The organism is Arenibacter sp. S6351L, assembly GCF_023016025.1.
GTDB lineage: Bacteria > Bacteroidota > Bacteroidia > Flavobacteriales > Flavobacteriaceae > Arenibacter > Arenibacter algicola_B.
On sequence record NZ_JALKBB010000014.1, the window covers coordinates 105,271 to 128,975 of the forward strand.

General features: G+C 39.6%; 19 protein-coding genes. 12 read left to right on the plus strand and 7 right to left on the minus strand.

Annotation, left to right across the window (positions count from 1 at the left end; all coding sequences use genetic code 11):
- The first annotated feature begins 15 nt into the window (after positions 1 to 15).
- From MWU82_RS13010 to MWU82_RS13040, 7 genes are all read left to right on the plus strand, one after another.
- Positions 16 to 1,482: a circularly permuted type 2 ATP-grasp protein gene (locus tag MWU82_RS13010; RefSeq protein ID WP_215948557.1), complete on the plus strand. Its 1,467-nt coding sequence runs from the start codon at positions 16 to 18 to the stop codon at positions 1,480 to 1,482.
- A 9-nt stretch (positions 1,483 to 1,491) separates the two neighbouring features.
- The gene (locus MWU82_RS13015) at positions 1,492 to 2,439 is read left to right on the plus strand and encodes an alpha-E domain-containing protein (protein ID WP_215948008.1); all 948 of its coding nucleotides are present in this window, start codon (positions 1,492 to 1,494) and stop codon (positions 2,437 to 2,439) included.
- Positions 2,440 to 2,482: 43 nt separating this feature from the next.
- Positions 2,483 to 3,334 (plus strand): transglutaminase family protein, encoded by an 852-nt coding sequence (locus tag MWU82_RS13020; protein WP_215948007.1) that lies wholly within the window; start codon positions 2,483 to 2,485, stop codon positions 3,332 to 3,334.
- Between the two features lie 67 nt (positions 3,335 to 3,401).
- Positions 3,402 to 4,500 (plus strand): peptide chain release factor 2 gene (gene prfB / locus MWU82_RS13025; RefSeq protein WP_215948006.1). Its coding sequence is split into 2 segments (ribosomal slippage): positions 3,402 to 3,464 and positions 3,466 to 4,500, totalling 1,098 coding nucleotides; the frame shifts between segments, so codons are not numbered across the junction.
- A gap of 137 nt (positions 4,501 to 4,637) precedes the next feature.
- Positions 4,638 to 4,982 carry an arsenate reductase (glutaredoxin) gene (arsC, locus tag MWU82_RS13030; RefSeq protein ID WP_215948005.1) on the plus strand — a complete coding sequence of 115 codons (345 nt, stop codon included), beginning with the start codon at positions 4,638 to 4,640 and terminating at the stop codon, positions 4,980 to 4,982.
- A gap of 182 nt (positions 4,983 to 5,164) precedes the next feature.
- Positions 5,165 to 5,653: a hypothetical protein gene (locus MWU82_RS13035; protein ID WP_215948004.1), complete on the plus strand. Its 489-nt coding sequence runs from the start codon at positions 5,165 to 5,167 to the stop codon at positions 5,651 to 5,653.
- A 3-nt stretch (positions 5,654 to 5,656) separates the two neighbouring features.
- Complete coding sequence (locus MWU82_RS13040; RefSeq protein WP_247096687.1) at positions 5,657 to 8,167, plus strand: TonB-dependent receptor; 2,511 nt, start codon at positions 5,657 to 5,659, stop codon at positions 8,165 to 8,167.
- Between the two features lie 75 nt (positions 8,168 to 8,242).
- Here MWU82_RS13040 and MWU82_RS13045 read toward each other — a convergent pair whose 3' ends face one another.
- The 5 genes from MWU82_RS13045 to aroC all read right to left on the minus strand — a co-directional run bounded on the left by MWU82_RS13045 (position 8,243) and on the right by aroC (position 13,640).
- Positions 8,243 to 8,416 (minus strand): hypothetical protein, encoded by a 174-nt coding sequence (locus MWU82_RS13045; protein WP_093980103.1) that lies wholly within the window; start codon positions 8,414 to 8,416, stop codon positions 8,243 to 8,245.
- Between the two features lie 170 nt (positions 8,417 to 8,586).
- The gene (locus tag MWU82_RS13050) at positions 8,587 to 9,759 is read right to left on the minus strand and encodes a flavohemoglobin expression-modulating QEGLA motif protein (RefSeq protein WP_247096688.1); all 1,173 of its coding nucleotides are present in this window, start codon (positions 9,757 to 9,759) and stop codon (positions 8,587 to 8,589) included.
- 37 nt (positions 9,760 to 9,796) lie between these two features.
- Positions 9,797 to 11,089: a dicarboxylate/amino acid:cation symporter gene (locus MWU82_RS13055; RefSeq protein WP_072865057.1), complete on the minus strand. Its 1,293-nt coding sequence runs from the start codon at positions 11,087 to 11,089 to the stop codon at positions 9,797 to 9,799.
- Positions 11,090 to 11,204: 115 nt separating this feature from the next.
- The gene (locus tag MWU82_RS13060; RefSeq protein WP_247096689.1) at positions 11,205 to 12,512 is read right to left on the minus strand and encodes a dicarboxylate/amino acid:cation symporter; all 1,308 of its coding nucleotides are present in this window, start codon (positions 12,510 to 12,512) and stop codon (positions 11,205 to 11,207) included.
- Positions 12,513 to 12,575: 63 nt separating this feature from the next.
- Positions 12,576 to 13,640, minus strand: a complete 1,065-nt coding sequence (aroC, locus tag MWU82_RS13065; protein ID WP_072865053.1) for a chorismate synthase — start codon at positions 13,638 to 13,640, stop codon at positions 12,576 to 12,578.
- A 229-nt stretch (positions 13,641 to 13,869) separates the two neighbouring features.
- Between aroC and MWU82_RS13070 the strand changes: the two genes are divergently transcribed.
- Positions 13,870 to 14,718: a UDP-2,3-diacylglucosamine diphosphatase gene (locus tag MWU82_RS13070; RefSeq protein ID WP_247096690.1), complete on the plus strand. Its 849-nt coding sequence runs from the start codon at positions 13,870 to 13,872 to the stop codon at positions 14,716 to 14,718.
- A gap of 169 nt (positions 14,719 to 14,887) precedes the next feature.
- Here the strand turns inward: MWU82_RS13070 and MWU82_RS13075 are convergent, their stop codons facing one another.
- Complete coding sequence (locus tag MWU82_RS13075) at positions 14,888 to 17,788, minus strand: FAD-binding and (Fe-S)-binding domain-containing protein (protein WP_247096691.1); 2,901 nt, start codon at positions 17,786 to 17,788, stop codon at positions 14,888 to 14,890.
- A 103-nt stretch (positions 17,789 to 17,891) separates the two neighbouring features.
- On the opposite strand from MWU82_RS13075, the gene MWU82_RS13080 reads away from it, so the two are divergent.
- Complete coding sequence (locus tag MWU82_RS13080; protein ID WP_215947996.1) at positions 17,892 to 18,401, plus strand: hypothetical protein; 510 nt, start codon at positions 17,892 to 17,894, stop codon at positions 18,399 to 18,401.
- Between the two features lie 110 nt (positions 18,402 to 18,511).
- Positions 18,512 to 19,642 carry a TlpA disulfide reductase family protein gene (locus tag MWU82_RS13085; protein WP_247096692.1) on the plus strand — a complete coding sequence of 377 codons (1,131 nt, stop codon included), beginning with the start codon at positions 18,512 to 18,514 and terminating at the stop codon, positions 19,640 to 19,642.
- Between the two features lie 160 nt (positions 19,643 to 19,802).
- Here MWU82_RS13085 and MWU82_RS13090 read toward each other — a convergent pair whose 3' ends face one another.
- The gene (locus MWU82_RS13090; protein ID WP_215947994.1) at positions 19,803 to 20,453 is read right to left on the minus strand and encodes a rhomboid family intramembrane serine protease; all 651 of its coding nucleotides are present in this window, start codon (positions 20,451 to 20,453) and stop codon (positions 19,803 to 19,805) included.
- A 58-nt stretch (positions 20,454 to 20,511) separates the two neighbouring features.
- On the opposite strand from MWU82_RS13090, the gene MWU82_RS13095 reads away from it, so the two are divergent.
- A complete protein-coding gene (locus MWU82_RS13095) occupies positions 20,512 to 21,399 on the plus strand; it encodes a lysophospholipid acyltransferase family protein (protein WP_215947993.1) in 888 nt (295 codons plus the stop codon).
- A 237-nt stretch (positions 21,400 to 21,636) separates the two neighbouring features.
- The coding region (locus MWU82_RS13100; RefSeq protein ID WP_247096693.1) for an Ig-like domain-containing protein at positions 21,637 to 23,705 on the plus strand (2,069 nt) is incomplete at its 3' end.

Consider the following 23,705-nt stretch of genomic DNA (forward strand, 5'->3'; position numbering starts at 1 on the left):
AAGAAAAATATGCCTATGAAGCCAGAGGTGAAAAAACCGATATTTTCTTCTTACATCAACAATCCTGCACTTTTTGATGAAGTTTTCAACAATGATGGAGCGGCTAAAAATGTTTATCAAAAATTGTTAGATCTGTACGGGAATCATTCCATTCAAGACTATGTGCAATTGAACAATAAGGCTAAGTCCTCATTTTTTAACCAAGGAATCACTTTCCAGGTATACGACAATAAAGAAACGCAAGAGAAAATATTTCCATTCGATCTATTTCCAAGAATCATAGATGAGGATGAATGGGAAATCATTGAAAGGGGCGCTATACAGCGCAGTAGGGCATTAAACCTATTTTTATGGGATATTTACCACGATAAAAAAATCATCAAAGATGGCATAGTTCCACTGGACTTGATCAGTTCCTCTGCAAACTATTTACATCAAATGATTGGAGTTGACCCTCCTGGGGGCATTTACAACCACATATCCGGCACTGACATTATTAAACACTCGGATGGCAACTATTATGTCCTTGAGGACAACATTAGATGTCCTTCCGGGGTAAGTTATGTTATTTGTAATCGTACCGCCTTAAAAAGAGCGCTCTTCGGGGTTTTCAATCATTATAAAACGCATTCGGTGACCAACTACGCCGAAAACCTATTGGATATATTGGAAAGTGTAAAACCAAAAGGGGTCGATGTCCCAAATTGTGTGGTTATTACACCAGGTATGTACAATTCTGCCTTTTACGAACATTCATATCTGGCAAAAGCTATGGGTGTGGAATTGGTGGAAGGTAGAGATCTATTTGTTGAGAACGATTTTGTCTACATGAAGACCATTCGTGGACCCATTAAGGTTGATGTGATTTACCGAAGAGTGGATGACCAATATATAGATCCCCTGGAATTTAGGGCCGATTCGTCATTGGGGGTACCAGGTCTTTTCGCTGCCTATATAAAAGGCAATGTTTGTTTGGCAAATGCTCCGGGCACAGGAGTAGCAGATGATAAAGCCATCTACACCTACATGCCGAAAATCATTAAATATTATTTGGATGAGACTCCCATTCTCAACAATGTACACACCTACCATTGCAGCAGGCCCAATGAACTTAAATATGTATTGGAACACATACATGAACTAGTGGTGAAGCCTGTGGATGAAGCAGGCGGTTATGGTATATCAATTGGCAACAGACTCTCTAAGGCTGAAATTAAGGTAGTTCAGGAAGAAATAAAACAAAATCCTAGAAAATACATTGCCCAGCCTATTATGTCCTTATCGGTACATCCAACCTATATAGATGACAGTGAATCTTTTGAACAACGTCATGTAGACCTTAGGACATTTACCCTATTGGGCAATAAAAAGGAGTTTGTACTCAAAGGTGGATTGTCTCGAGTAGCACTAAAAAAAGGAAACTTAATTGTAAATTCCTCTCAAGGAGGTGGTTCCAAAGATACCTGGGTATTAAAAAAATAAAAAAATCTTATGTTAGCTAGAGTTGCCAATAACCTTTTTTGGATGGGACGTTATATTGAACGTTCCGAACATGTTGCCAGATACTTAAATGTAAATTATTTTTCATCATTGGACGCACCGAACGAGCTGTCACAATCCAGACAATTTGTTCTTCAATCCATGATGTTCCTGGTAGGGGAGCCATTGGATGACGATAGCATAATTCTTAAAGAAGAAGATATTTTATTCAACATAGGACTAAATGCCAATTTACCTTATTCCATTATCAATAATGTAAAATATGCCCGAGAGAATGCCAATAGTGCCAGAGACCTTATTTCTACGGAACTGTACGAATCCATCAATAAATTTTATCATTTTGTAATCAGGTATTCGATAGAGGATTTCACAAAAAAGGGTCTATACGATTTTACCGTTAACATCACTGAAATGACCGCCATTTTAAGAGGAAAAATAAGAGGTACGCTTTTGCATGACGAGGTGTATGCAATTATTATGCTCGGTATAAATCTGGAGAGGGCCACGCAGGTAATCAGAATCATTAATGCCAAATACAATGATGCCGTAAAGGCCAAAGGAAGTTATGGCGATAAAATTAGCAATAGCTTTGAATGGACCACACTTCTTAAATGTGTGGAATCTTATGATATGATGCGCAGATATTATAAAAAGACACCTACCAGTATTTCCACTTTGGAATTCTTAATTTTAAATCCAGATTGTCCAAGATCTGTCATCAATAGTATAAACCAAGTATATAAGCATATTAAAGTTTTGGATGAATCCAAAACTCCGGATAAAAATTCTACCGCTTTTTTAATAAGTAAAGTTAAGGGAGAATATGAATTTAAATTTGCCGAAGAAATTGAGGAAGACATTCAGGGCTTTATTGAAAAAATACTCAATAGTCTGGTGCAGATTAGTCTTAAAATGGAAAATGAATTTTTTACCTATTGATTTATAATCCATTGGATTACCTTTGCGTTAACAACTACTTATAATGTCATTTGAATATTCAGTTACTTATTGTGCCGAAAATAACTACGAAAATCCTGTAGAAAATGCATATTGGCAATTTTTGATTGTTCCTGAGAATAACGACACGCAAGAATTGATCAGCGTGGAAATAAAAAATTCATTGGAAGCCAAAAGTGCTTTTTCCCAAAATGGTTTTGGATTTCAGACCATAAGAATAAATACTTCGGAACGATTCCAGAAAATTAACTTCAGTGCCACTTTTAAACTTAAAAAAATAAGCTTCAACCCTTTTGGACAAATTCCAATCTTTGATATCCCAAGCAACTATGAACTTGTTAAAAGTTTGAATTTCAAGGTAGATCATGAGCCTTATCTGCGTGAGACCAAATATACTGCCTTGCCAGCCGGTTCAGAAAACTTGTTTGTTTTTGATACCTCCATAAGTATATTCGAGAATCTTCAAAAACTAAATAAATGGATCTATCTTTTTATTCATTTCAATACTGGCGTTACCCATGTGAATACCTTATTGGAAGAAATCATTAATAATCCTGAGGGGGTATGCCAGGATTTCACACATTTGTTCTGTGCTTTGGCAAAAGCAAATAATATTCCCACCCGCTATGTCTCGGGTTACCTGCACCAGGGTAATGGTTACTTTGGCGACTCGCAAATGCATGCTTGGGCAGAAGCATATATCCCCCAAGTTGGCTGGATAGGCTTTGACCCTACCAACAATTTATTGGTCAATGACAACCATATTAAAGTAGCCCACGGCAAAGACTATAATGATTGCTCCCCTTTAAAAGGCGTAGTATATTCCCAAGGCGCTAATAAAACCTCCCATTCTGTGGAAGTACAGGCCGAACAATAAATATCATTTCATATTTGGTACATAATCAGAAAAAAGAATCCTATTTTTGGCTGAAAATAATTAGTATATGATAACTACGGACCATTATAAGAGTCTCATTGATCGCCTTGGTGCGTTAAGGAGGTATCTTTGACATAGATGCCAAGCTTGTAGAAATAGAAAACGAGGAGGAAAAAACCCTGGCTCCAGACTTTTGGAACCATCCCCAGGAAGCCCAGGAACAGATGAAATTAATTCAATCCAAGAAACAATGGGTTGATGATTATAATAGCGCTCAAAGCTTAGTAGCCGATCTTGAGATTTTCTTGGAATTTCAGAAAGAAGGTGAAATGTCCGAAGCTGATGTTGAAGGTCATTACGACAAGACCATTGAGGCCTTGGAGAAATTGGAATTCAAAAATATGCTCTCTGCAGAGGGAGATGAACTCACAGCCATAATTCAAATTACTGCGGGTGCCGGAGGCACGGAAAGTTGTGATTGGGCATCCATGTTGATGCGGATGTACATGATGTGGAGTGAAAAAAATGGTTACAAGGTAAAAGAGCTCAATTATCAGGAAGGTGATGTTGCAGGAATCAAAACCGTGACCTTGGAAATTGAAGGGGATTATAGCTTTGGATGGCTTAAGGGAGAGAACGGAGTACACAGGCTGGTACGTATTTCACCTTTCGACAGTAACGCAAAGCGCCATACTTCTTTTGCTTCCGTATATGTTTACCCACTGGTGGACGACAGTATAGAAATAGATATAAACCCTGCCGATGTGGAGATCACCACGGCTAGATCAAGTGGTGCCGGGGGACAGAATGTCAACAAAGTAGAAACCAAGGTACAGCTGACCCACAAACCTTCCGGAATACAGATTTCTTGTTCAGATTCAAGATCACAGCACGACAATAGGGCCACCGCATTAAAAATGCTTAAATCCCAATTGTACGAAATAGAATTGCGCAAGAAAATGGAAGCCCGACAGGAAATTGAGTCGTCCAAAATGAAAATTGAATGGGGTTCACAGATTAGGAATTATGTAATGCACCCATACAAATTGGTGAAGGACGTGCGTACGGGTGAAGAAACTGGAAACGTTGATGCGGTAATGGACGGCAATATAGATCAGTTCTTAAAGGCCTATCTTATGATGATGGGGCAAAAGGAAGAAAGCTGAACCATGACTCCATATTACAACCTGTAAAATTGTTAATGGATAAGGCTAGAAAGTTTCGGGTACCTGTTTTGAAGATTATTATCATGACCATTAGGAGACTGGAAATTTTTGGCCACGAAACTTAAAATCTAATAAATATGATTAAAATATATCACAACCCCAGATGTGGAAAGTCCAGAGAAGGATTGGCCATTCTAGAGAATTCGGGAAAAGACTTTGAGATCATTAAATATCTTGAAAACGTACCTACCAAAAAAGAACTCGAAGCCATTCTAAAAATTTTAGGTATATCACCAATGGAGTTGGTGAGAACCAACGAAGCCATTTGGAAAGAAAAATTCAAGGGAAAATCCATGACGGACGATGAAGTAATAGCTGCCATGATAGCGTTTCCCAAACTCATAGAACGCCCCATAGTCATCAAGGACAGCAAAGGGGTGGTTGGACGACCTCCCGAAAAAATAAAGGACCTTTTAAATTAGGATCTGAGTTAAACTGATTTGAAAAAAGGAACATTTATTATTATATTATGTACTTCCCAAAGAATCAAAGCAATTGCCGCCGCAATACGGCACAGTTCTTGAAATATTCATTTTAACAAACATTTAACCCTTAAGGGTTAAACCATCTATTAATTTTGGAATCCCACTAAGCAGTTGACATTATGAAAACGAACAAGAAATTATTTTTAAGTTTTTTATTGATCGTATTATCATTCCCTTTTTTAAGTGCCCAATATGGGTATGGTAATGGATACGGAAATGGATATGGATACGGAGGATATGGTAGACAGCGAAATACTATTCCACAAGTACAGGAAACGCCTAAGGAACCGGAAAAATTAACGGCTGCTCAAATTGTGGATCAGGAAATGCCGAGCATTACAGAAAAATTAGGCTTAAACCCGTTTGAGGAAGCTGTTTTGAGCACCACCTTAAAAAAATACCTGCAGGAACGTATAGAATTGCAGATACTGGAGCTACCGGCCGATAAGATGAGGGAAAGTTATGAAAAAATCACTTTAAAGCAAGATGAAGAACTTAAGGCAGGATTACCAGCAGATAAGTATGAGGCCTTTGTAGAACTTCAGAAAAGCGGTTTTAAAAAGGTTAAAGAAAAAAAGAAGAAGAGAAAAAACAAATCCAAAACATAGCAAATGAAAAAACTACTCCCAGTTACACTATTATTCATCACTTTAATAGGTTATGCACAAGGGGGCCAAGGCCCGCAAGAACCGATAAAAATAACTGGGACCGTTTTGGACCAAGAAACAGATCAACCCTTGGAATATGCCACTTTGGTACTACAAAGTGTTAGAAATCCTGAAAAAGTTACAGGTGGGATTACGGATGTCAACGGGCAATTCGAAGTTGAGACAGCTCCTGGAAACTATAATATCAGTGTAGAATACATCTCGTATAAATCCTATAAATTAAATAATCAAAGTCTAAGATCTTCCACCAACCTTGGTGTAATCCGTCTTTCCTTAGACGTTGCCCAGTTGGCCGAAGTAGAAGTGGTCGGCGAGCGCACCACAGTAGAATTACGGCTGGATAAAAAAGTATATAACGTTGGTTCGGACCTAACCGTGAAAGGTGGTTCGGTAACCGATGTACTGAGCAACGTACCTTCGGTTTCCGTGGATGTGGAAGGTAACATTAGTCTCAGGGGAAACGAAAGTGTTAGAATCCTTATCAATGGCAAACCATCGGCCTTGTCGGGCCTGAGTCCCGAGTCCCTGCAACAGTTGCCTGCGGATGCCATAGAAAAGGTAGAGGTAATTACCAACCCCTCCGCAAGGTATGATGCCGAAGGAACAGCAGGTATTTTGAATATAATTCTAAAGCAGAGCAAGACCGCCGGGGTAAACGGATCCGTCAATGTTTATACAGGGCATCCAGAGACTTATGGAGGATCCTTGAGCCTAAATTTAAGACGGGACAACTTCAATATCTTCACCAATACCACCTACCGTTATCGCAGCGGCCCAGGGAATGCATTATTCGATCAGGAAAACTTTGACAGTAACGGCAACACCTTGAGTTATCAGAATGAAGTAAGGGATTACCAAAGAAAGGACAAAAGTTTTAACACCAATGTTGGTTTTGAACTGTTTTTGGATGAAAGCAGCAGCATTACCAATTCTTTTGTGTTTAGCAAATCTAATGGGGATAACACAGTGAATGTGGATTTTTCCAATTTTGATGCCAATAGAACCCCAACCATCCAAAGAAACCGATTTACCACTGAGGACGAGTTTGAGGAGGAGGTTCAATACTCATTGAATTACCAAAAGAAATTTGAAAGGGAAGGACATATCCTTACCTTCGACTACCAGTACTCAAAGGGAATTGATAATGAAAATTCGATTATCGAGGAGGTCATCCTAGGGGATAATATTGCTTTGGATACCGAAAGGACCATAGATGACCAAACACAGATATCCCAATTGGTGCAGATGGATTATGTACTTCCATTTGGAAAGGATAATCAGTCCCAATTTGAAATTGGGTATCGCGGGACCTTTAACAATAACAATACCGATTTTGATTTTGGTATCGAACAACAAGATGGGGGATTCAATAGCGACCCCAACTTCAGCAATGAATTAAATTATAAGGAGTATGTAAATGCGGCCTATACCCAATTGGGGTCTAAATTTAACAAATTCAGTATTCTAGGCGGATTGAGAATGGAGGCTTCCGATATCGGGATCGAACTGGTCAACTCTAACGAACTTACCAATAAGGACTATGTAAATTGGTTCCCATCCATATTCCTGGGCTATGAATTCTCCGAGAAGGAACAAGTTACCTTAAGCTATAGCAAAAGACTTAGAAGACCCCGTTCTAGGTTTATCAACCCGTTCCCTTCCAGATCCAGTAACACCAATCTATTTCAAGGAAATGCGGATTTGGACCCTACTTTTACCGATTCATATGATTTGGGATATTTGAAAAGGTGGGATAAGTTTACTTTTACTACCTCTGGATACTTTAACAGATCTACTGGAGTGTTTCAATTTGTTTCCAGGGAAACGGGCGACTTTGTAACCATTGAAAATCCAGACGACCCACAGAATCCCATTGTAGTTCCCGTACAGGTGCGGAGCCCAATAAATTTAGCTACTGAAGACCGTTTAGGTATGGAGTTTACTACTACCTATACCCCAAAAAGGAATTGGAGGCTGACATGGAACCTAAATGCTTTCCACAGGGATTTACAGGGGGACTATACCTACACCAACAGTCAGAATGAAGTAATTGTTCAAAATTTTGATGCCAACAACTTCTCTTGGTTTACCCGCTTTAGCGCTAAATTACCTTTACCGGGAAAAATCGATTTTCAGACCAATTTCTTTTATATGGGTCCTTCCGAAGATGCGCAAAACACCAACAAGGGTATGTTGAGTTCGGATCTAGGGTTAAGCAAGGATGTTTTAAAAGATAAGGGCTCCCTGACGTTAAATGTAAGCGACATATTTAATTCTAGAAAACGTATAACGGACACCAGAACAGAAAATGTAGCTACTTACAGCGAATTTCAATTTAGGCAAAGGCAAATTACCTTGTCGTTTCAATACAGGTTTAACCAACCCCAAAACAGAAATGATAGGAATAGGGAAGGCAGAAATGGCGGCGGAGAAGATATGGACTTTGAAGGATAAAATTATCAAACCCTTAAACATAAAAAGGGAGCCGATGGGCTCCCTTTTTATTTACAGTATATTGTCGTCGTATCCCTATTGGTTACGTTTTGCTTTTTTAGCTTCGCGCTTTTCTTTCAATATTTCCAGGATAGAACCTCCTATCCAGTAGGGAATAACAAAAGTCAACAAAAAAATCATCAACCAAAACCCGATGGTCAAGATGGTCAAAAATGCTAAAAACCCTAAATATTGGTCAAAATCGAACATGATTGCTATGTTTTTTTAATGGTGGTACAAAGATATCAAAATCTAAGTTATTATTCCAAGGCCTATTTAAAATAATTTAACTTAAGTACACAAACTTCATCAATTAATCCTTCCTCATTAGCACACTAGCTTACATTTGCTAACAAAAGGAAAAAGAAGTTGCATATTACTTATTTCAAGTTATCCAATATAAAATCCAAGGTACTGTTCCTATTGTAATTCTTTTCAAAAGCCACATTGGTATGTGTTAAATTATTTGCCAAGCCCAAGTCCTTAAATCGGTTTATGGTAGCCTCAGATTCCATGGTAACCTTACCGGTTAGCAACGTATCCATGGACAAGCCGTTTTTATGCCTTTTATAAATCTTTTTTAATCCGCTTAGATACAGGCGGTCCTTGGTAAATCCGCCTCCCCTGTGGACCCGCATGGTAATGGTAAAGGCCTTGTTCCTGTCCAGTTTGTACTGGCCGTGTAACATGTCGAAAGTATCCGAAAAACCATACCCTTTTATCAAACTGTCAGAGGCCAAGACCCTATAAGCAAGTTCCTTTAATCTCTTAAGGGTTAGGGCCCCACTCATGTATTCACTAAAAACCGCCAAGCCCTCTTGAGTTTCCACATTCTTCGGAAAACCATTGGAAAAAACTTTTAAGGGTTGTAACATGCCGTTGTAGGTAGTTACCAAATGCACTCCAATCTCATGATTGGCCAAGGTAAGCAGTTGGTTTCTGCTAAAAACGGTATTCTTCTTAATAAGAAGGGATTGGGTGTTATTGCTCACCATGGCATCTGCGGCAATGCTATTGGAGAAGGAAATATTTAAAGGAAAATCATATTGCCGCACAAACTCTTCAAAATAAACCTTTGCGTCCTCCGGGGTATATATTTTTTCCATATCCTCGGTATCCGGCTCATCGGCCACATGTAGAATGAACCTGGCATTCTGAACATCTTTCTCCGTGGGTGTCCCATAAACCCTAAGGGAGTTGTAATAGAACTTTTTGTTCTGACCAATAGTCTCTATACACTGAATCATATTGGCATAGTAATACACCACTTCCTGATAGAACTTCATTATCTGTTCATCCTTTATGCGCTCCAAGCGCTGGGAAAAGAACAAACGGTTTAACTTGTAAGGATCAAATTGTAACTTTTTATATTTAAATACGGGTTCATCAACATATTTGGATGAAAAGAAACGGTGCTTTTCCTTTTCAATATTTAATGGATTTAAATAGGTCAACAATTCAATTTTTTTTACCAACCTGTCCAAATTGGCATCTATTGCAAATACATTGGGAAACTGCTCAATGATTTCCCGGCTCACTTCTTGTTTTAACATTACAACTACTATTTAATATACCTCGTTGAGGCTCTAATTATTTAGGGATATCATTTAACTTCCCTACCGATTTTGCAACTACCACGGACACCATGGCATCGCCCGTTACGTTTATTACTGTTCTGGCCATATCCAAAGGTCGGTCTACCGCAAAGATCAACGCCAATCCTACCGCCAACTTATCACTTGGAAACCCTATGGACTCCAAAACAATTACCAACATTACCATTCCGGCCCCCGGAACTGCCGCAGAACCAATGGAAGCCAAAAGCGCGGTTAATATTATCATTAATTGGTCTGTAATTTCCAAATGATGACCCAAGGCTTGGGAAATAAAAACTGCCGCTACGCCTTGATAAAGACTGGTTCCGTCCATATTTATAGTAGCTCCTACCGGAAGTACAAAACTCGCCACCTCCTTATCCACACCCAATTGATTCTCTACCCTTTCCATGGTTACGGGAAGGGTGGCGGCGCTTGAGCTCGTGGAAAACGCCAAAAGTTGTGCGGGACTGATGGCTTTTAAGAACCAAATTGGATTTTTTCTAGTAACCAACGTCAATACAGTACAATAAAAGACAATCATTAGAAAAAGTCCTAAAATAACAACACCTGCATATTTAACCAATGCCAACAATAAATCCGGATCTCCTGAGCTGGCCACTACATTGGCCAAAAGGGCAAATACGGCAAAGGGAGCCGTTACCATAATTATATCGACCATTTTTAATACCGCATCGTTAAGGGAATCAAAAAGGGTCTTTAAAGGTTTTGCCTTGGCTTCCCCAATTAGCAACATGGACACCCCTAGAAACACAGAAAAAAATATTACCTGGAGCATTAGTTTATTGTCGCTCATTGCACTAAAAACATTCTCCGGCACCATATCCAACAAAAACTGCAAAGGCGCGGATTCCTTTTGCACAGAAGCTTCTGCAAGTTTAGACTGCACGCCTTGCCGACCAACAAATTCATTGGTAATCCTTGAAACGGTTTCCTCAGAAATTCCTTTACCGGGGGAAAAAATATTGACCAGCAGCAAACCTATAATAATTGCCACTATAGTGGTGGTGATAAATAAGGTAACAGAACGGACACCTATGGTTTTAAACTGGGCAATATCCTTTAAATCTGAAATCCCTTTAATGATCGAAGCCAAAATTAACGGAATGGCTATAAGCTTCAAAAGATTGATAAAGATAATGCCAAACGGATTGATCCAATTTTGAATAAAGAGCTTACCTCCCGAAATATACAACATTAACACCCCAAAAAGCACTCCCAAAAGCATACCAATTAGGATTCGCCAGTGCAAGGCAAGTTTTTTCATAATTTCAATTAAGATTGTGCTAAATTATGGGAACAATCAATTGAATTTACAAACGGACAAAAATAATTTTCGCCATCTTTTAATGCGTTGGATTCAGCAATAATGAAGTTGTTCGTTATTTTGAAGGCTTATAATGATCGCTCCATTCCTTTACCTTGGGCTCCCCTAATTTATCCACAGACTTTGCCACCATCATGGACACTGCGGCATCCCCAGTAACATTGACCACCGTCCTACACATATCCAAAGGTCTATCCACAGCAAAGATCAGGGCCAGTCCGGCTTCAGGAATACCAGCCTGCGCCAAAACAATGACGAGCATCACCATTCCTGCTCCAGGTACAGCGGCACTCCCAATGGAAGCCAAGGTTGCGGTAACAATAATTCCCAATTGGGCTCCAAAACTAAGATCCATTCCAAAAGCTTGGGCAATAAAAACCGCTGCCACGGCTTGATAAAGACTGGTACCATCCATATTTATAGTGGCCCCAATTGGCAATACAAAACTGGCAACCTCCTCCTCTACCCCTAAATGCTCCTCTACCCTTTCCATGGTGACAGGTAGCGTGGCCGCACTGGAACTGGTAGAAAACGCCAATAATTGTGCAGGGGAAATTCCATTTATAAAAAATGAAGGCTTGCGTTTGGTAAATATCCATACCAACGAAATATACACGCCTATCATCAAGATCAATCCCAAAACAACACTGACGGAATACCATCCTAGCGCCTTAAATAGATCCAAACTGGGAGATTCTACCACCAAAGCGGCCAATAAGGCAAAGACACCGTAGGGAGCCGCCAGCATAATCAAATCTATCAATTTAAGAATTACCTCATTGAAGCCATCAAAAAATTTCTTTACCGGATCGGCCTGCTCTGCAGGTATCAATATTAATCCCACTCCGAAAAAAATGGCAAAAAATATGACCTGCAACATATTGCCATTGTCACTTGCCGCACTAAAAATATTGCTGGGTACCAAATCTTCCAAGGCCCTTAATGGTCCGGACTCCTTTTGTTCGTTGGCTTGGGATATTTTGGAATCGGCATCACCTTTATAATTTTCCACCAATTCGTTCCTCGTCTCTTCAGAAATAGAGGAACCTGGTTTTACAATATTCACTATGGTAAGTCCGATGGATACCGCGATAATGGTTGTTATGAGGTAAATTCCAATGGTCCTCCCCCCCATTTTTGAAAGTTTGGAAATATCCTTTAGATCGGAAACCCCCTTGATAAGCGAAGCCAATATTAATGGAACTGCAATAAGCTTAAGAGAATTAATAAATATATTCCCAAAGGGTTTTATCCAATCGGAGACAATTTTCGGACCCCAATCGAACTGAACCATGGCCAAAGCAAAAAGAACTCCGCCCACCATTCCCAAAATAATTTGCCAGTGCAATTCCAACTTCCTCATAAAAACAATGATTTAGATTGGAAAGATAGCATTTTGTGGTTTAAAGCACCAAAAAATATAAGGCTATAATTTAATGGTCCTATTCAATAAAGTATAATCTGCCATAACCAAGGCGGCCATTGCCTCCACAATTGGCACCGCCCTTGGCACTACACAAGGGTCGTGCCTACCCTTGCCCTGAGTGCTTACTTTATTCCCTTCCTTATCTATGGTATCATAGGCCTGAATAACGGTTGCGACAGGCTTAAAGGCAACATTGAAGTAAATATCCATTCCATTGCTTATTCCACCTTGTATACCCCCACTATGATTGGTCTTGGTAGTACCGTCGGTATTAAATTGATCGTTATGGGCGCTCCCCTTCATCTTTACACCTTCAAATCCGCTACCGTACTCAAAGCCTTTAACGGCATTGATGGAAAGCATAGCTTTACCCAATTCTGCATGTAACTTATCAAAAACAGGTTCCCCCAAGCCAATGGGAACATTTTGGATTACACAGGTAATCACCCCCCCAATGGTATCACCTTCCTTTTTAATTTTTTTTATATACTCTTCCATTTTAGCTGCAGTAGCAGTATCCGGACATCTTACCGGGTTGGATTCGATAAGGGAAAAATCGAGTTCTTGGTAACTTTTGTCCAAGGATAGCTCACCTACTTGGGAAACGTAGGCGTTTATTTTCATATCTCCCAAGAATTGTTTGGCAATGGCACCGGCAACTACCCTACTGGCTGTTTCCCTGGCCGAACTTCTTCCTCCTCCGCGATAATCCCTGAAACCATATTTTTGGTCGTACACATAATCGGCATGCGAAGGCCTATAAGAGTCCTTTATATGGGAATAATCATGTGATTTCTGATTGGTATTGTGTATGGCAAACCCTATTGGTGTTCCTGTCGTCTTCCCTTCAAAAATCCCAGAGTAAAACTCTACGGTATCCGGCTCCTTGCGTTGGGTAACGATGGCCGACTGACCAGGTTTACGCCTGTCCAGGTCTTCCTGAATGGCATCCAGATTCAATTCAATTCCCGCCGGACATCCATCCAGTACGCCACCAATGGCCACACCGTGAGATTCTCCAAACGTAGATAGTTTAAAAAGGGTTCCAAAAGTATTTCCTGCCATGTTTGTAGTTAAAATTTGTAGTTATGAAACGGTATAAAGGGCCATTTTAATTCAAAGATCCAAAGGTAAATCTTAAAACAGAGATACAAAAATAGAAACCTTGCTTATTGCAAATAAAAACAGAATTGGACCAACTTAATATAAACTTAACTATTTCCTTATCCTAAATTGATTTTACCTTCACTTTTAATTTAAATCCAAAGGTTTAATTTGAGAAAATTCCACCTCCGTGAAAAAGCGACAAATAGAATTGGTAGTTATTTCAGACGTACATTTAGGAACTTTCAGTTGCCATGCTGATGAACTATTGGCCTATTTGAACAGCATAAACCCTAAAACACTTATACTAAACGGCGATATAGTTGATGTCTGGCAATTTAGCAAGAAATATTTCCCTGCTACGCACCTAAAAGTGCTAAGAAAAATTATGGGAATGGCCACAAATGGTACCGAAGTATATTACATTGTAGGGAACCACGACGAAAGGCTTAGAAGATTCTGCGGTACTTCTTTGGGAAATATCCATTTTGTTGATCAATTGACCTTAGAATTAAATGGTAAAAGGGCCTGGTTCTTTCACGGTGATGTTTTTGATATATCCATTCAAAATGCAAAATGGGTGGCCAAACTGGGAAGGCATGGATACAGTCTATTAATTCTCCTTAACAGAACCATTAACTGGATCTTGGGCAAATTGGGGCGCGAAAAATATTCCTTGTCAAAAAGAATTAAAAACAGCGTAAAGGGTGCTGTTAGATTTATCCAAAATTTTGAACATACCGCAAAGGAATTGGCCATCGACAAGAATTATGATTATGTTATCTGCGGCCATATCCATCAACCCAAAAAAGAGATTTATGAAAGTGAACAAGGCAAATGTACCTATTTAAATTCCGGGGATTGGGTAGAAAACCTAACAGCTCTTGAATACACCTTTAAACGTTGGAAAATATATAGATATAGTGCGGACAAACTCTCCCCTTTCTTTGCAGATGAAGAACTTAAGGGCATGGATATTCACGAATTATTCGCTGCCACATCCATAAATATAAAGTCACCCAAAAAAACTAAAATTTAGGAGTACCCCTGAAATATCTTTAATTAAGACAAACCTTTTTCCCTTAGAAGGAAATGGCTGCTTATAAAAAAAGCCCCGTCCCATATTGCATAACAAATATCGTGAAAGGGCCAAAATTTTCTATTCTTAATTAAAAAAGCACAAGCTCATACCAATAGGAAGAACCCTGTTACACAATAAGAGCCTCTTTCAAAATTGAAATAGGGTGCAAGGCCTTTCTTTGGGTACCATCATATATCTGATGCCTACAACTGGTACCGTTGGCGGCAATAATCACATCCTCTGCAGACTTCCTAACGGCCGGAAACAACTTTAACTCCCCTACCTGCATACTTACCTCGTAATGTTCCTTTTCATAACCAAAGGACCCTGCCATACCACAACATCCGGAACTAATGATAGAAACAGTATAATTCTTTGGAAGATTCAATATGTCAAAAGTTACCTTTTGGTTGGATATTGATTTTTGATGGCAATGTGTGTGGATCTTTACAGTCTTGGCTTCCTTTGTAAACAGATCGGCGGTTAAAGCGCCGGACTGAATTTCTTTGGCCAAAAATTCTTCTATCAAAAAAGAATTGGCAGCAACGGCATCCATCTGCTTTTTGTCAAAACCAAATCGTTTATATTCATCCCTAAACGTAAGTATAGCGGAAGGTTCCAGTCCAATTATTGGAAGTCCTTTATCCGTTAGCTGCGAAAGTCTATCTACATTCTTAATGGCCAATTTTTTGGCCTGTTTTAAAAACCCTTTGGAAATATAGGTCCTTCCACTCTCTGCATAAAAAAGTTCCACCTCATACCCCAGTCGTGTCAATACTTCAATAGCATCCCTACCCAGTTCAACATCCAAATAGTTGGTGAATTCATCTATGTACAACACAACTTTGGACCTGGTGGCAATTACCTGACCTTTAGCCTTTTCAAGCTCCTTATCAAAATTGAACTTATAGACTTTCGGTAAACTTCTTTGCTCTGCTACTCCGACCGATTTTTTAAGCAATCCGCCAACAAATTTGGAATCGTACATGGCATTGGTAATACCTGCCATACTACTTCCCAATTTAATCAACTTGGTATTATAGGCGAAAAGTTTTGCCCTCAAGGGATATCCGTTCTCCTCCTGATATTGATATAAAAACTCTGCTTTAAGCGTAGCCACATCAACGTTGCTGGGGCATTCACTGGAGCAGGCCTTACAGCTTAAACAAAGATCAAAAACTTCTTTTAGCTCCTTATTGTTAAACTTATTCGTCTTTTCCGAAGAAGTTAAAAATTCGCGCAGGGTGTTGGCACGGCCCCGTGTGGTATCCTTTTCATTTTTTGTGGCGTGATAACTGGGACACATGGCTCCTGATACCAAATGGGTCTTTCTACAATCCCCGCTACCATTACATTTTTCTGCCGCTTTTAGAATGCCCTCACTATCGGAGAAATCCATCAAGGTTTCTATTTCCGGTTCCTGGCGGTCAATTTCATACCTCAGGGATTCATCCATGGGATAGGCATCCACAATTTTCCCCGGGTTAAAAATATTGTATGGATCAAAATAGGTCTTTACCCGCTTAAGGAGCTCGTAATTCTTCTGTCCGATCATTAAGGGAATGAACTCCGCCCTTACAATTCCATCACCGTGTTCCCCGCTAAAGGATCCGTGGTATTTTTTGGTAAGCTTGGCCACGTCCGTGGTAATGGACCTGAACAAGGCCACATCTGTAGATTTCTTTAAATTTAGTATTGGCCTTAAATGCAACTCCCCTGCCCCTGCATGGGCATAGTAGACCGCATCTTGCTTATAGTCCTTCATTATTTGGGAGAACTCGCCTATAAAATCCTTAAGGTCTTCCAGCGCTACCGCCGTATCCTCTATACAGGCAACCGCCTTGCGGTCCCCGACTATATTTCCAAGAAGACCCAATCCGGCCTTTCTAAGTTCAATGGCCTTATTTACGTCGGCCCTCCTCAATATAGGGCTGGCATAGCTCAATCCAGACTTTTTAACGGTCTCCAATAATTGCTGAAGTTGTTTGTCCAAGTCCTCTTCGGTATCCGCTTTAACCTCCAACATTAACAATGCCGCGGGGTCGCCTTCCACAAAAAACCTGTTCTCCAATTGGGTACGGTTATTTTTGGTACAATCCAAAATTACCTTATCCATCATTTCACAGGTATGCAGATTGTGGGTCATTAGGGGAGCAACGTCCAACAAACAATCTTCCAAGGTTTTGTAATGGGTAACTACCATGGCGGAAAGTTTGGGAGGCAACTCGGTCAATTGCAGTACTATTTCTGTAGTGAAAGCCAAGGTACCTTCACTACCGCTCAATAATTTACATAAGTTTATGCCTTCGGCGCTATCACCAAAAATATTGTTCCTGAGCAACTCGTCCACAGCATATCCTGTATTGCGCCTATGGATCTGGGGTTTTGGAAATTCCTTAACAATTTCCGCCTGTATTTCCTTGTTGCTTAATTCTTTATGTATGTTGTTGTAAATTTTTCCTTCAAAATTATCCAAGGACATTTTACCCAGAAATTCGTTCAAGGACAAATCCCTGAATTCTACCTTGCTTCCATCGGATAAAAAAGTCTGTAAGGATACCACTTGATCACGGGTAACCCCGTATTGTATGGAGGTAGTTCCCGAGGAGTTGTTACCTACCATTCCCCCGATCATACAGCGATTGGAAGTAGAGGTGTTTGGTCCAAAAAATAGGCCATAAGGTTCCAAGTAGAGATTTAACTCGTCACGGATCACCCCTGGTTGAACGGTTACTTGTTTTTTATCTTCATCAACGGAGAGAATCTTGGTGAAATTTTTGGAGACATCCACTACTATACCATCCCCAACACATTGTCCGGCAAGGGAGGTTCCTGCAGTTCTGGGTATTAAACCAATTTTGTGTTCACCTGCAAATAGAATTAGTTTTCTAATATCCTCTTCAGTCTTCGGATAGGCCACTGCCATTGGCATTTTTCTATATACAGAAGCATCAGTGGCATATAGGGTGGTCATTAATTTGTCTACAAACAAATCGCCCTCTAAATCGTCCTTTAATTTATTTAGCATATTTTTATCCAACTCAAAACAATTTTGGGCACTAAATTAAGTTTTATTGTTTCAGATTAATAATGAATTTTTAATTTTTACATTAATTAACTTTAGAACACTTATGAAAATTTTAAAATTATTTACCCTATTTATGTTCTGTTCCTGGTTCTCTATGAGTGCCCAGGAAATATCCGATCACGCCATTGGTCTGCGCTTGGGGGACAGTGATGGTTTTGGTGCAGAAATTTCCTATCAAAAATCTTTGGATCGTGACAACAGATTGGAAGCCAACCTTGGATGGCGGGACAGTCGTTATTTTGATGCTTTTAAATTAACGGCCCTTTACCAATGGGTTAGACCCTTGGACGGAAATTTCAATTGGTACTACGGCGCCGGTGGCGGACTGGGAAGTGTGGACTTCGCTTCCAAACCTAATGGCAATGGTGGATACTACACACCAGATGGTGGCCTATTTGTTTTGGCTGCCGGAGATATTGGTATTGAATACAACTTTGACATTCCTTTACTGATTTCATTGGATTTTAGACCTGAAATTGGCATCGTGGGCTATAAAGATTTCTCTGATAATTTTGATTTTGATATCGCCTTGGGAATTCGCTATCAGTTTTGATATAAATAACGAAATACTATTTTATTCAGCCATGAATGTTCTTGTAGCATTTATGGCTTTTTTTATTACTTATATATAAGTACATTTGCGGCAATTAAAAGAAAACAGAAATGAAAAAAATATTATTATCGCTTACCGTAATTGTAGGAGTTGTAGCGTGCAACAGTAAACCTGAAGGTTTTGTATTGAACGGAACTTTAACCGGTGATGTGGAAAACGGTACCCAAATATTTATAAGAAAGATTGATGAAAACAATCAGCCATATGATATTGACACCACCACTGTGGAAAACGGTAAGTTTACTATTAGTGGTCCTGCTGATTCACCCGATCTAATATATGTTTTTGTTGATAAAGTACAAGGCTACACTCCGGTTGTTGCCGAGAAAGGTGAAATAGAACTTAGTGCCCAGAAGGATAGTTTAAATTTTGCCAAGGTTAAAGGCACTGAGCAAAATAATATATTCTTTAACTATCTAAATGAATCAAGGGCCTTGTCCGATCAGGCAATGTCTATTCAAAGAGATATGCAAAACGCCAATATGGGCGGAAACGAAGCTACTGTAAACTCCTTGCGTGACGAGTTTGCCGAACTTCAGGAAGAATATAAGAATTTTGAATTGAACTTCATTAAAAACAATCCTAATGGTCTTATTTCTGCTTTATTGATAGAAAAAGGACTTAATACAAGAATAGTGGAGAGCGAAGAAGCACAAAAAATGTATGATGCCTTAACTCCAGAGATAAAGGAAACCCTGCCCGCCAAAAACATCCTAAAAAGTTTGGAAGCAGCCAAAGCTAGGGAAGAAAAAGGGAAGAGTACAGCTATTGGCGCCACTGCCCCCGACTTTTCAGGACCTACCCCAGAGGGTAAGGAATTGTCCCTAAAAGAAGCCATGGGAAAAGTGACCATCATCGATTTTTGGGCTGCCTGGTGCAAACCTTGTAGGGTTGAAAATCCAAATGTGGTCAATATCTACAACAAGTACCATTCCAAAGGACTTAATATAATTGGCGTATCCTTGGATAGAAAGGAAGAAGATTGGAAAAAGGCCATTGCAGATGACAAACTTAGCTGGAACCATATTTCCAGTTTGGATTACTTCAATGATGCGGTAGCCAAACTTTACAATGTAGAAGCCATACCTGCTACTTTTATCCTTGATAAAAACGGAGTTATTGTAGCAAAAAACCTTAGAGGCCCTGAATTGGAGTCGAAAATTGCAGAACTTTTACAGTAAAATATACTACATAAAATAATAAAGGCTCGTAAAATCTACGGGCCTTTATTATTTTATACATCTCCCGTTCCTACATTGCCTTTTGATCAGTGTTCAATTTTGAGCAATCCTTGACCCAGAAGCACAATTGAACCCTCATTCGGAAGCTCTGGAAACCGAACTAAATCTTGCCCATTTTCCCTAGAATAAAAAGAAGTACAATAGGCAAAGCCAATAATAGTACCATTAAGGTATCTGTAACAAGTAGATCTGGTTTAAAGAACAAGGTTACAACATACCCGCCAATAGCACCACCAAAGTGGGCAGTATGCCCAATGTTCCCCAATCTTGTTTTCATTCCATAGATAGAATAAAATAAATAAAGAATTCCTAAAACGTAAGCTGGTAAAGGAATAGGAATGAACATAATTCCCAATCGCATTTGCGGTTCCAATAGGATGGCAGAATACAATATACCTGTAACAGCTCCACTGGCTCCCACAGCGCTGTAATAAGGTTCGTTTTTATGAAAGTACAATGCCAATAAACTACCGGCAACCAGACTAATAAAATAAAGGATAAGGAATTTACTGGGACCAAACCAATCAATGACCACATCTGCAAAGAAATAAAGTGTAAACATATTAAAAAATAGATGGGAAAGGTCTACATGTAAAAAACCCGAGGTAACCATCCTATCTTTCTGTCCGGCCTGAATAGCACCAACGCCAAACTTGTAACGTTCAAAGAAAGTCTGGTTATTAAAACCCTTTAAGGAGGCAATGACATTGGCGGCCATAATGGCAATGGTAGCAAGATGAATGTTATTCATGAAGAAAACTATTATTTTTGGGTTCAAATATAGCTATATTTGCCCTAATTATATCTGCATGCAGTTTCTAGTATATATTCTGGTTTACCCCCTACTATGGCTTATTTCCATATTACCTTTTAGACTTTTTTACTTTTTTTCAGATTTTGTTTTTATTATTCTTTACCATGTTGTTGGTTACCGCAAAAAAGTGGTGAAAGAAAACCTTAGGCGCGCTTTTCCCAATAAGACCAAGGAAGAAATACAAAAAATCCGGAAAGATTTCTACCGCCATATGTGCGATATGTTCCTAGAAATGGTGAAGACCTTGAACCTGTCCAAAGAGGAACTCAAAGAACGTTATAAGATCGTCAATATAGAGGTGCTACAGGAAATCGTAAAAGATAAAAGTGTTCTTATTGTATGTTCACATTACGCCAATTGGGAGTGGAACGTGAGCATTAATAATTATGTGAATGCAAAAGGTTATGCCGTTTACCAAAGAATTGGGAATTCCTATTTTGATGATTTGATAAAGAAAATAAGGGCCAAATGGAATACCACCCTCATAACCCAGCAGGAAACTGTAAAAACGGTATATAGGAATGTCCAAAATGGGGTAATATCTGCCTATGGTATGGTGAGCGATCAATCTCCTCAAGTAAAAAGAGCTCAATATTGGAGTGAATTCATGGGCGTTAAGGTGCCTATATTTAACGGCCCCGAAAGCATGGCCAGAAAATTGGATCTGGCAGTGGTTTTCCTAAAAGTATCAAAAGTAAAAAGAGGATATTATAAGGCAGAATTTATTCCCATTACAACAGCTGGTAAGCAAACCAAAAAGAACGAGATTACGGACCGATTCTTAAGGTTGACCGAAGATCAGATACGGGAAAAACCTGAGTACTACCTTTGGACCCATAAGCGCTGGAAACACCGAAATAAAGTCCCCGTAGAATTCCAATAAAAGGGTGGCACCAATTCCTAATACATACCTCGTTTTAAAAGCACCTTATGGTATAATTTAAATTGAAACCACTAATTATCTCCATCTCACCGTCTTAGAACTCAATAAAGTAAGGCTTGATGCGTTATAAAAAGGTGATATACACAAAAAATTATTGAAATGTGATTATTTCTGCCTATGGGATTTAATTATACCAAATTAATTAATTTTTATTGGTGCCTACTTGTATGCCTATTAATGTCCATATCCGGATTTGGCCAAACTAGGGTTTTTGCCAATAGCATAATAAGCCAAAGCAACACTGATGATTCAGCAAATGCTATTGATTCAGACTTAAGTACCAAGGCTGATATTGAGGCTAAAGATGGTATAGGTAGTTATTCCGGGCATCTAGAATTGGAATTTCCTTCATTAATACCAGCAGAAACTACCGTATATGTAAAGATTGATGCAGAAGAGCCTATCCTGGCACCTTTATTGGCTGGGGGCTTAGGTGATTTTTTAGGGGCTACGTTGGTCAGCAAGCAAGAATTCACTGTACAAGTAAAGAACGTGAATACCGTAGTTCTCCAAGGAGATTCAAATGACGCAGGAGAATTTGGAACATCTAGAATGAGGCTCGTAATGAATGAAGCTGGGGAATTTTTCATTGTCATTACACCTGATCAAGATTTTAATAGGATTCGACTAGTAAACAGTATAGATCAGGGAGTAACTTCCATTGGCCGCAAAAAATTAGGGGTATATGGCGCATTTTACAACACCTCCGAAATAATAGGTGATTGCGGATCCCCTTCATTTACATCTTACGATGGAAGTCCGTCTGGACTTTTAGGTGTTGGTGGTGTAGGTGTTAATGCTCCAGAGGATGCTATTGACGATGATGACAACACTTTTTCCGAACTAAATTTAGGCCTTATAGGTGTTGGTTCTTCTATAGAACAAATTCTTTACTTTGAAGAACTTTCACATTCCAATGAGGTATTTAATTTTAATTTAAAACTGAATTCGGGTCTATTGGCTCTGGGTGTTTTGGACAATATTGAAATATTGGGGTACAATGGAGCTAATTTAGTAGCCTCAGAAAGTTTGACCGACTTGTTGAATTTAGATTTATTGGGATTGTTTCAAAATGACGAAAATGCAGTAGTACCTTTCGCTCCAGGAGCGCCAATAGACAGGATTGTCATAAGATTCAGCTCTTTAGTAACTCTTAGCCTACCACAGAAATTAGAGGTTCATGAGGTTAAAAAGGTACCCGGACCTCCCACATTCGATGCTAGCACTCAAGATGTAGATATATGCAAGGGGGAATCAGCCAGTCTCATTGCGGTAGCAGATCCCAACGACCTGGAGCTTAGATGGTATGACAGTGCGGTTGACGGCACACTTTTGGGAACAGTGGCGTCTGGAACGCCCTTTGTTACTTCTGCAATTTTGGCGGATACCACTTTTTATGTAGCGGCAGCGGAAGTTGGTTGTCCTGAGGAATCTGAGCGTACCCCAGTGGAAGTAACAGTTGTTCCTTCTCCGGAAGCAACGGATATCACAGTAACTGGCAATGAAAGTACCATTTGCTCATCAAATACAGTAACATTAGTGCCGGGAAGTGCTTTAACGGGAGCCTTTTCTTGGTATTTGGATGCCAATAAAACCAATCCAATTACAGATGGAATGGTCGATAGCGGTATCACTTATAATATTGATGCCAACGATGAATTGAGCATTTTGGGACTTTCAGGTCTAAACAGTCCATATACTTATTATGTCAGTATTACCGATTCCGGTAGTGGGTGTGAAAATATGGCCGGTGAATTAAAACCAGTTGTTGTAACAATTCAGGATAACACTTTGGCACCGACAATTACATTGGACTCGAATATTACAACTGATGATATTGTGAATTCTGACGAAGCAATGGGATTAGTAAATGTCACCGGTGTTGTTGGTGGCGATGCTCAAGTGAACGATGTAGTTACCCTAACAATTAACAATGTATCCTATCAAGGTAATGTTGCTGCAGATCTTAGTTTTAGTATTCCGGTCAATGGAAGTGATTTGGTTGCCGATGCAGATACAACAATTGATGCATCCGTTGAATCCACGAATGGAATTTGCACGAATACTGGTACCGATACCGAATCGTATACGGTAGACACCACTGTCCCCACCGCCCCCACCGTCAATACCCTATTGACAAACGATACCACCCCGACCATTACCGGGACTGCGGATTCGGCCGATGTGCTTACCGTGACCCTGAACGGGACCACCTATACCGAGGGCGATGGCAACCTTACCGATAA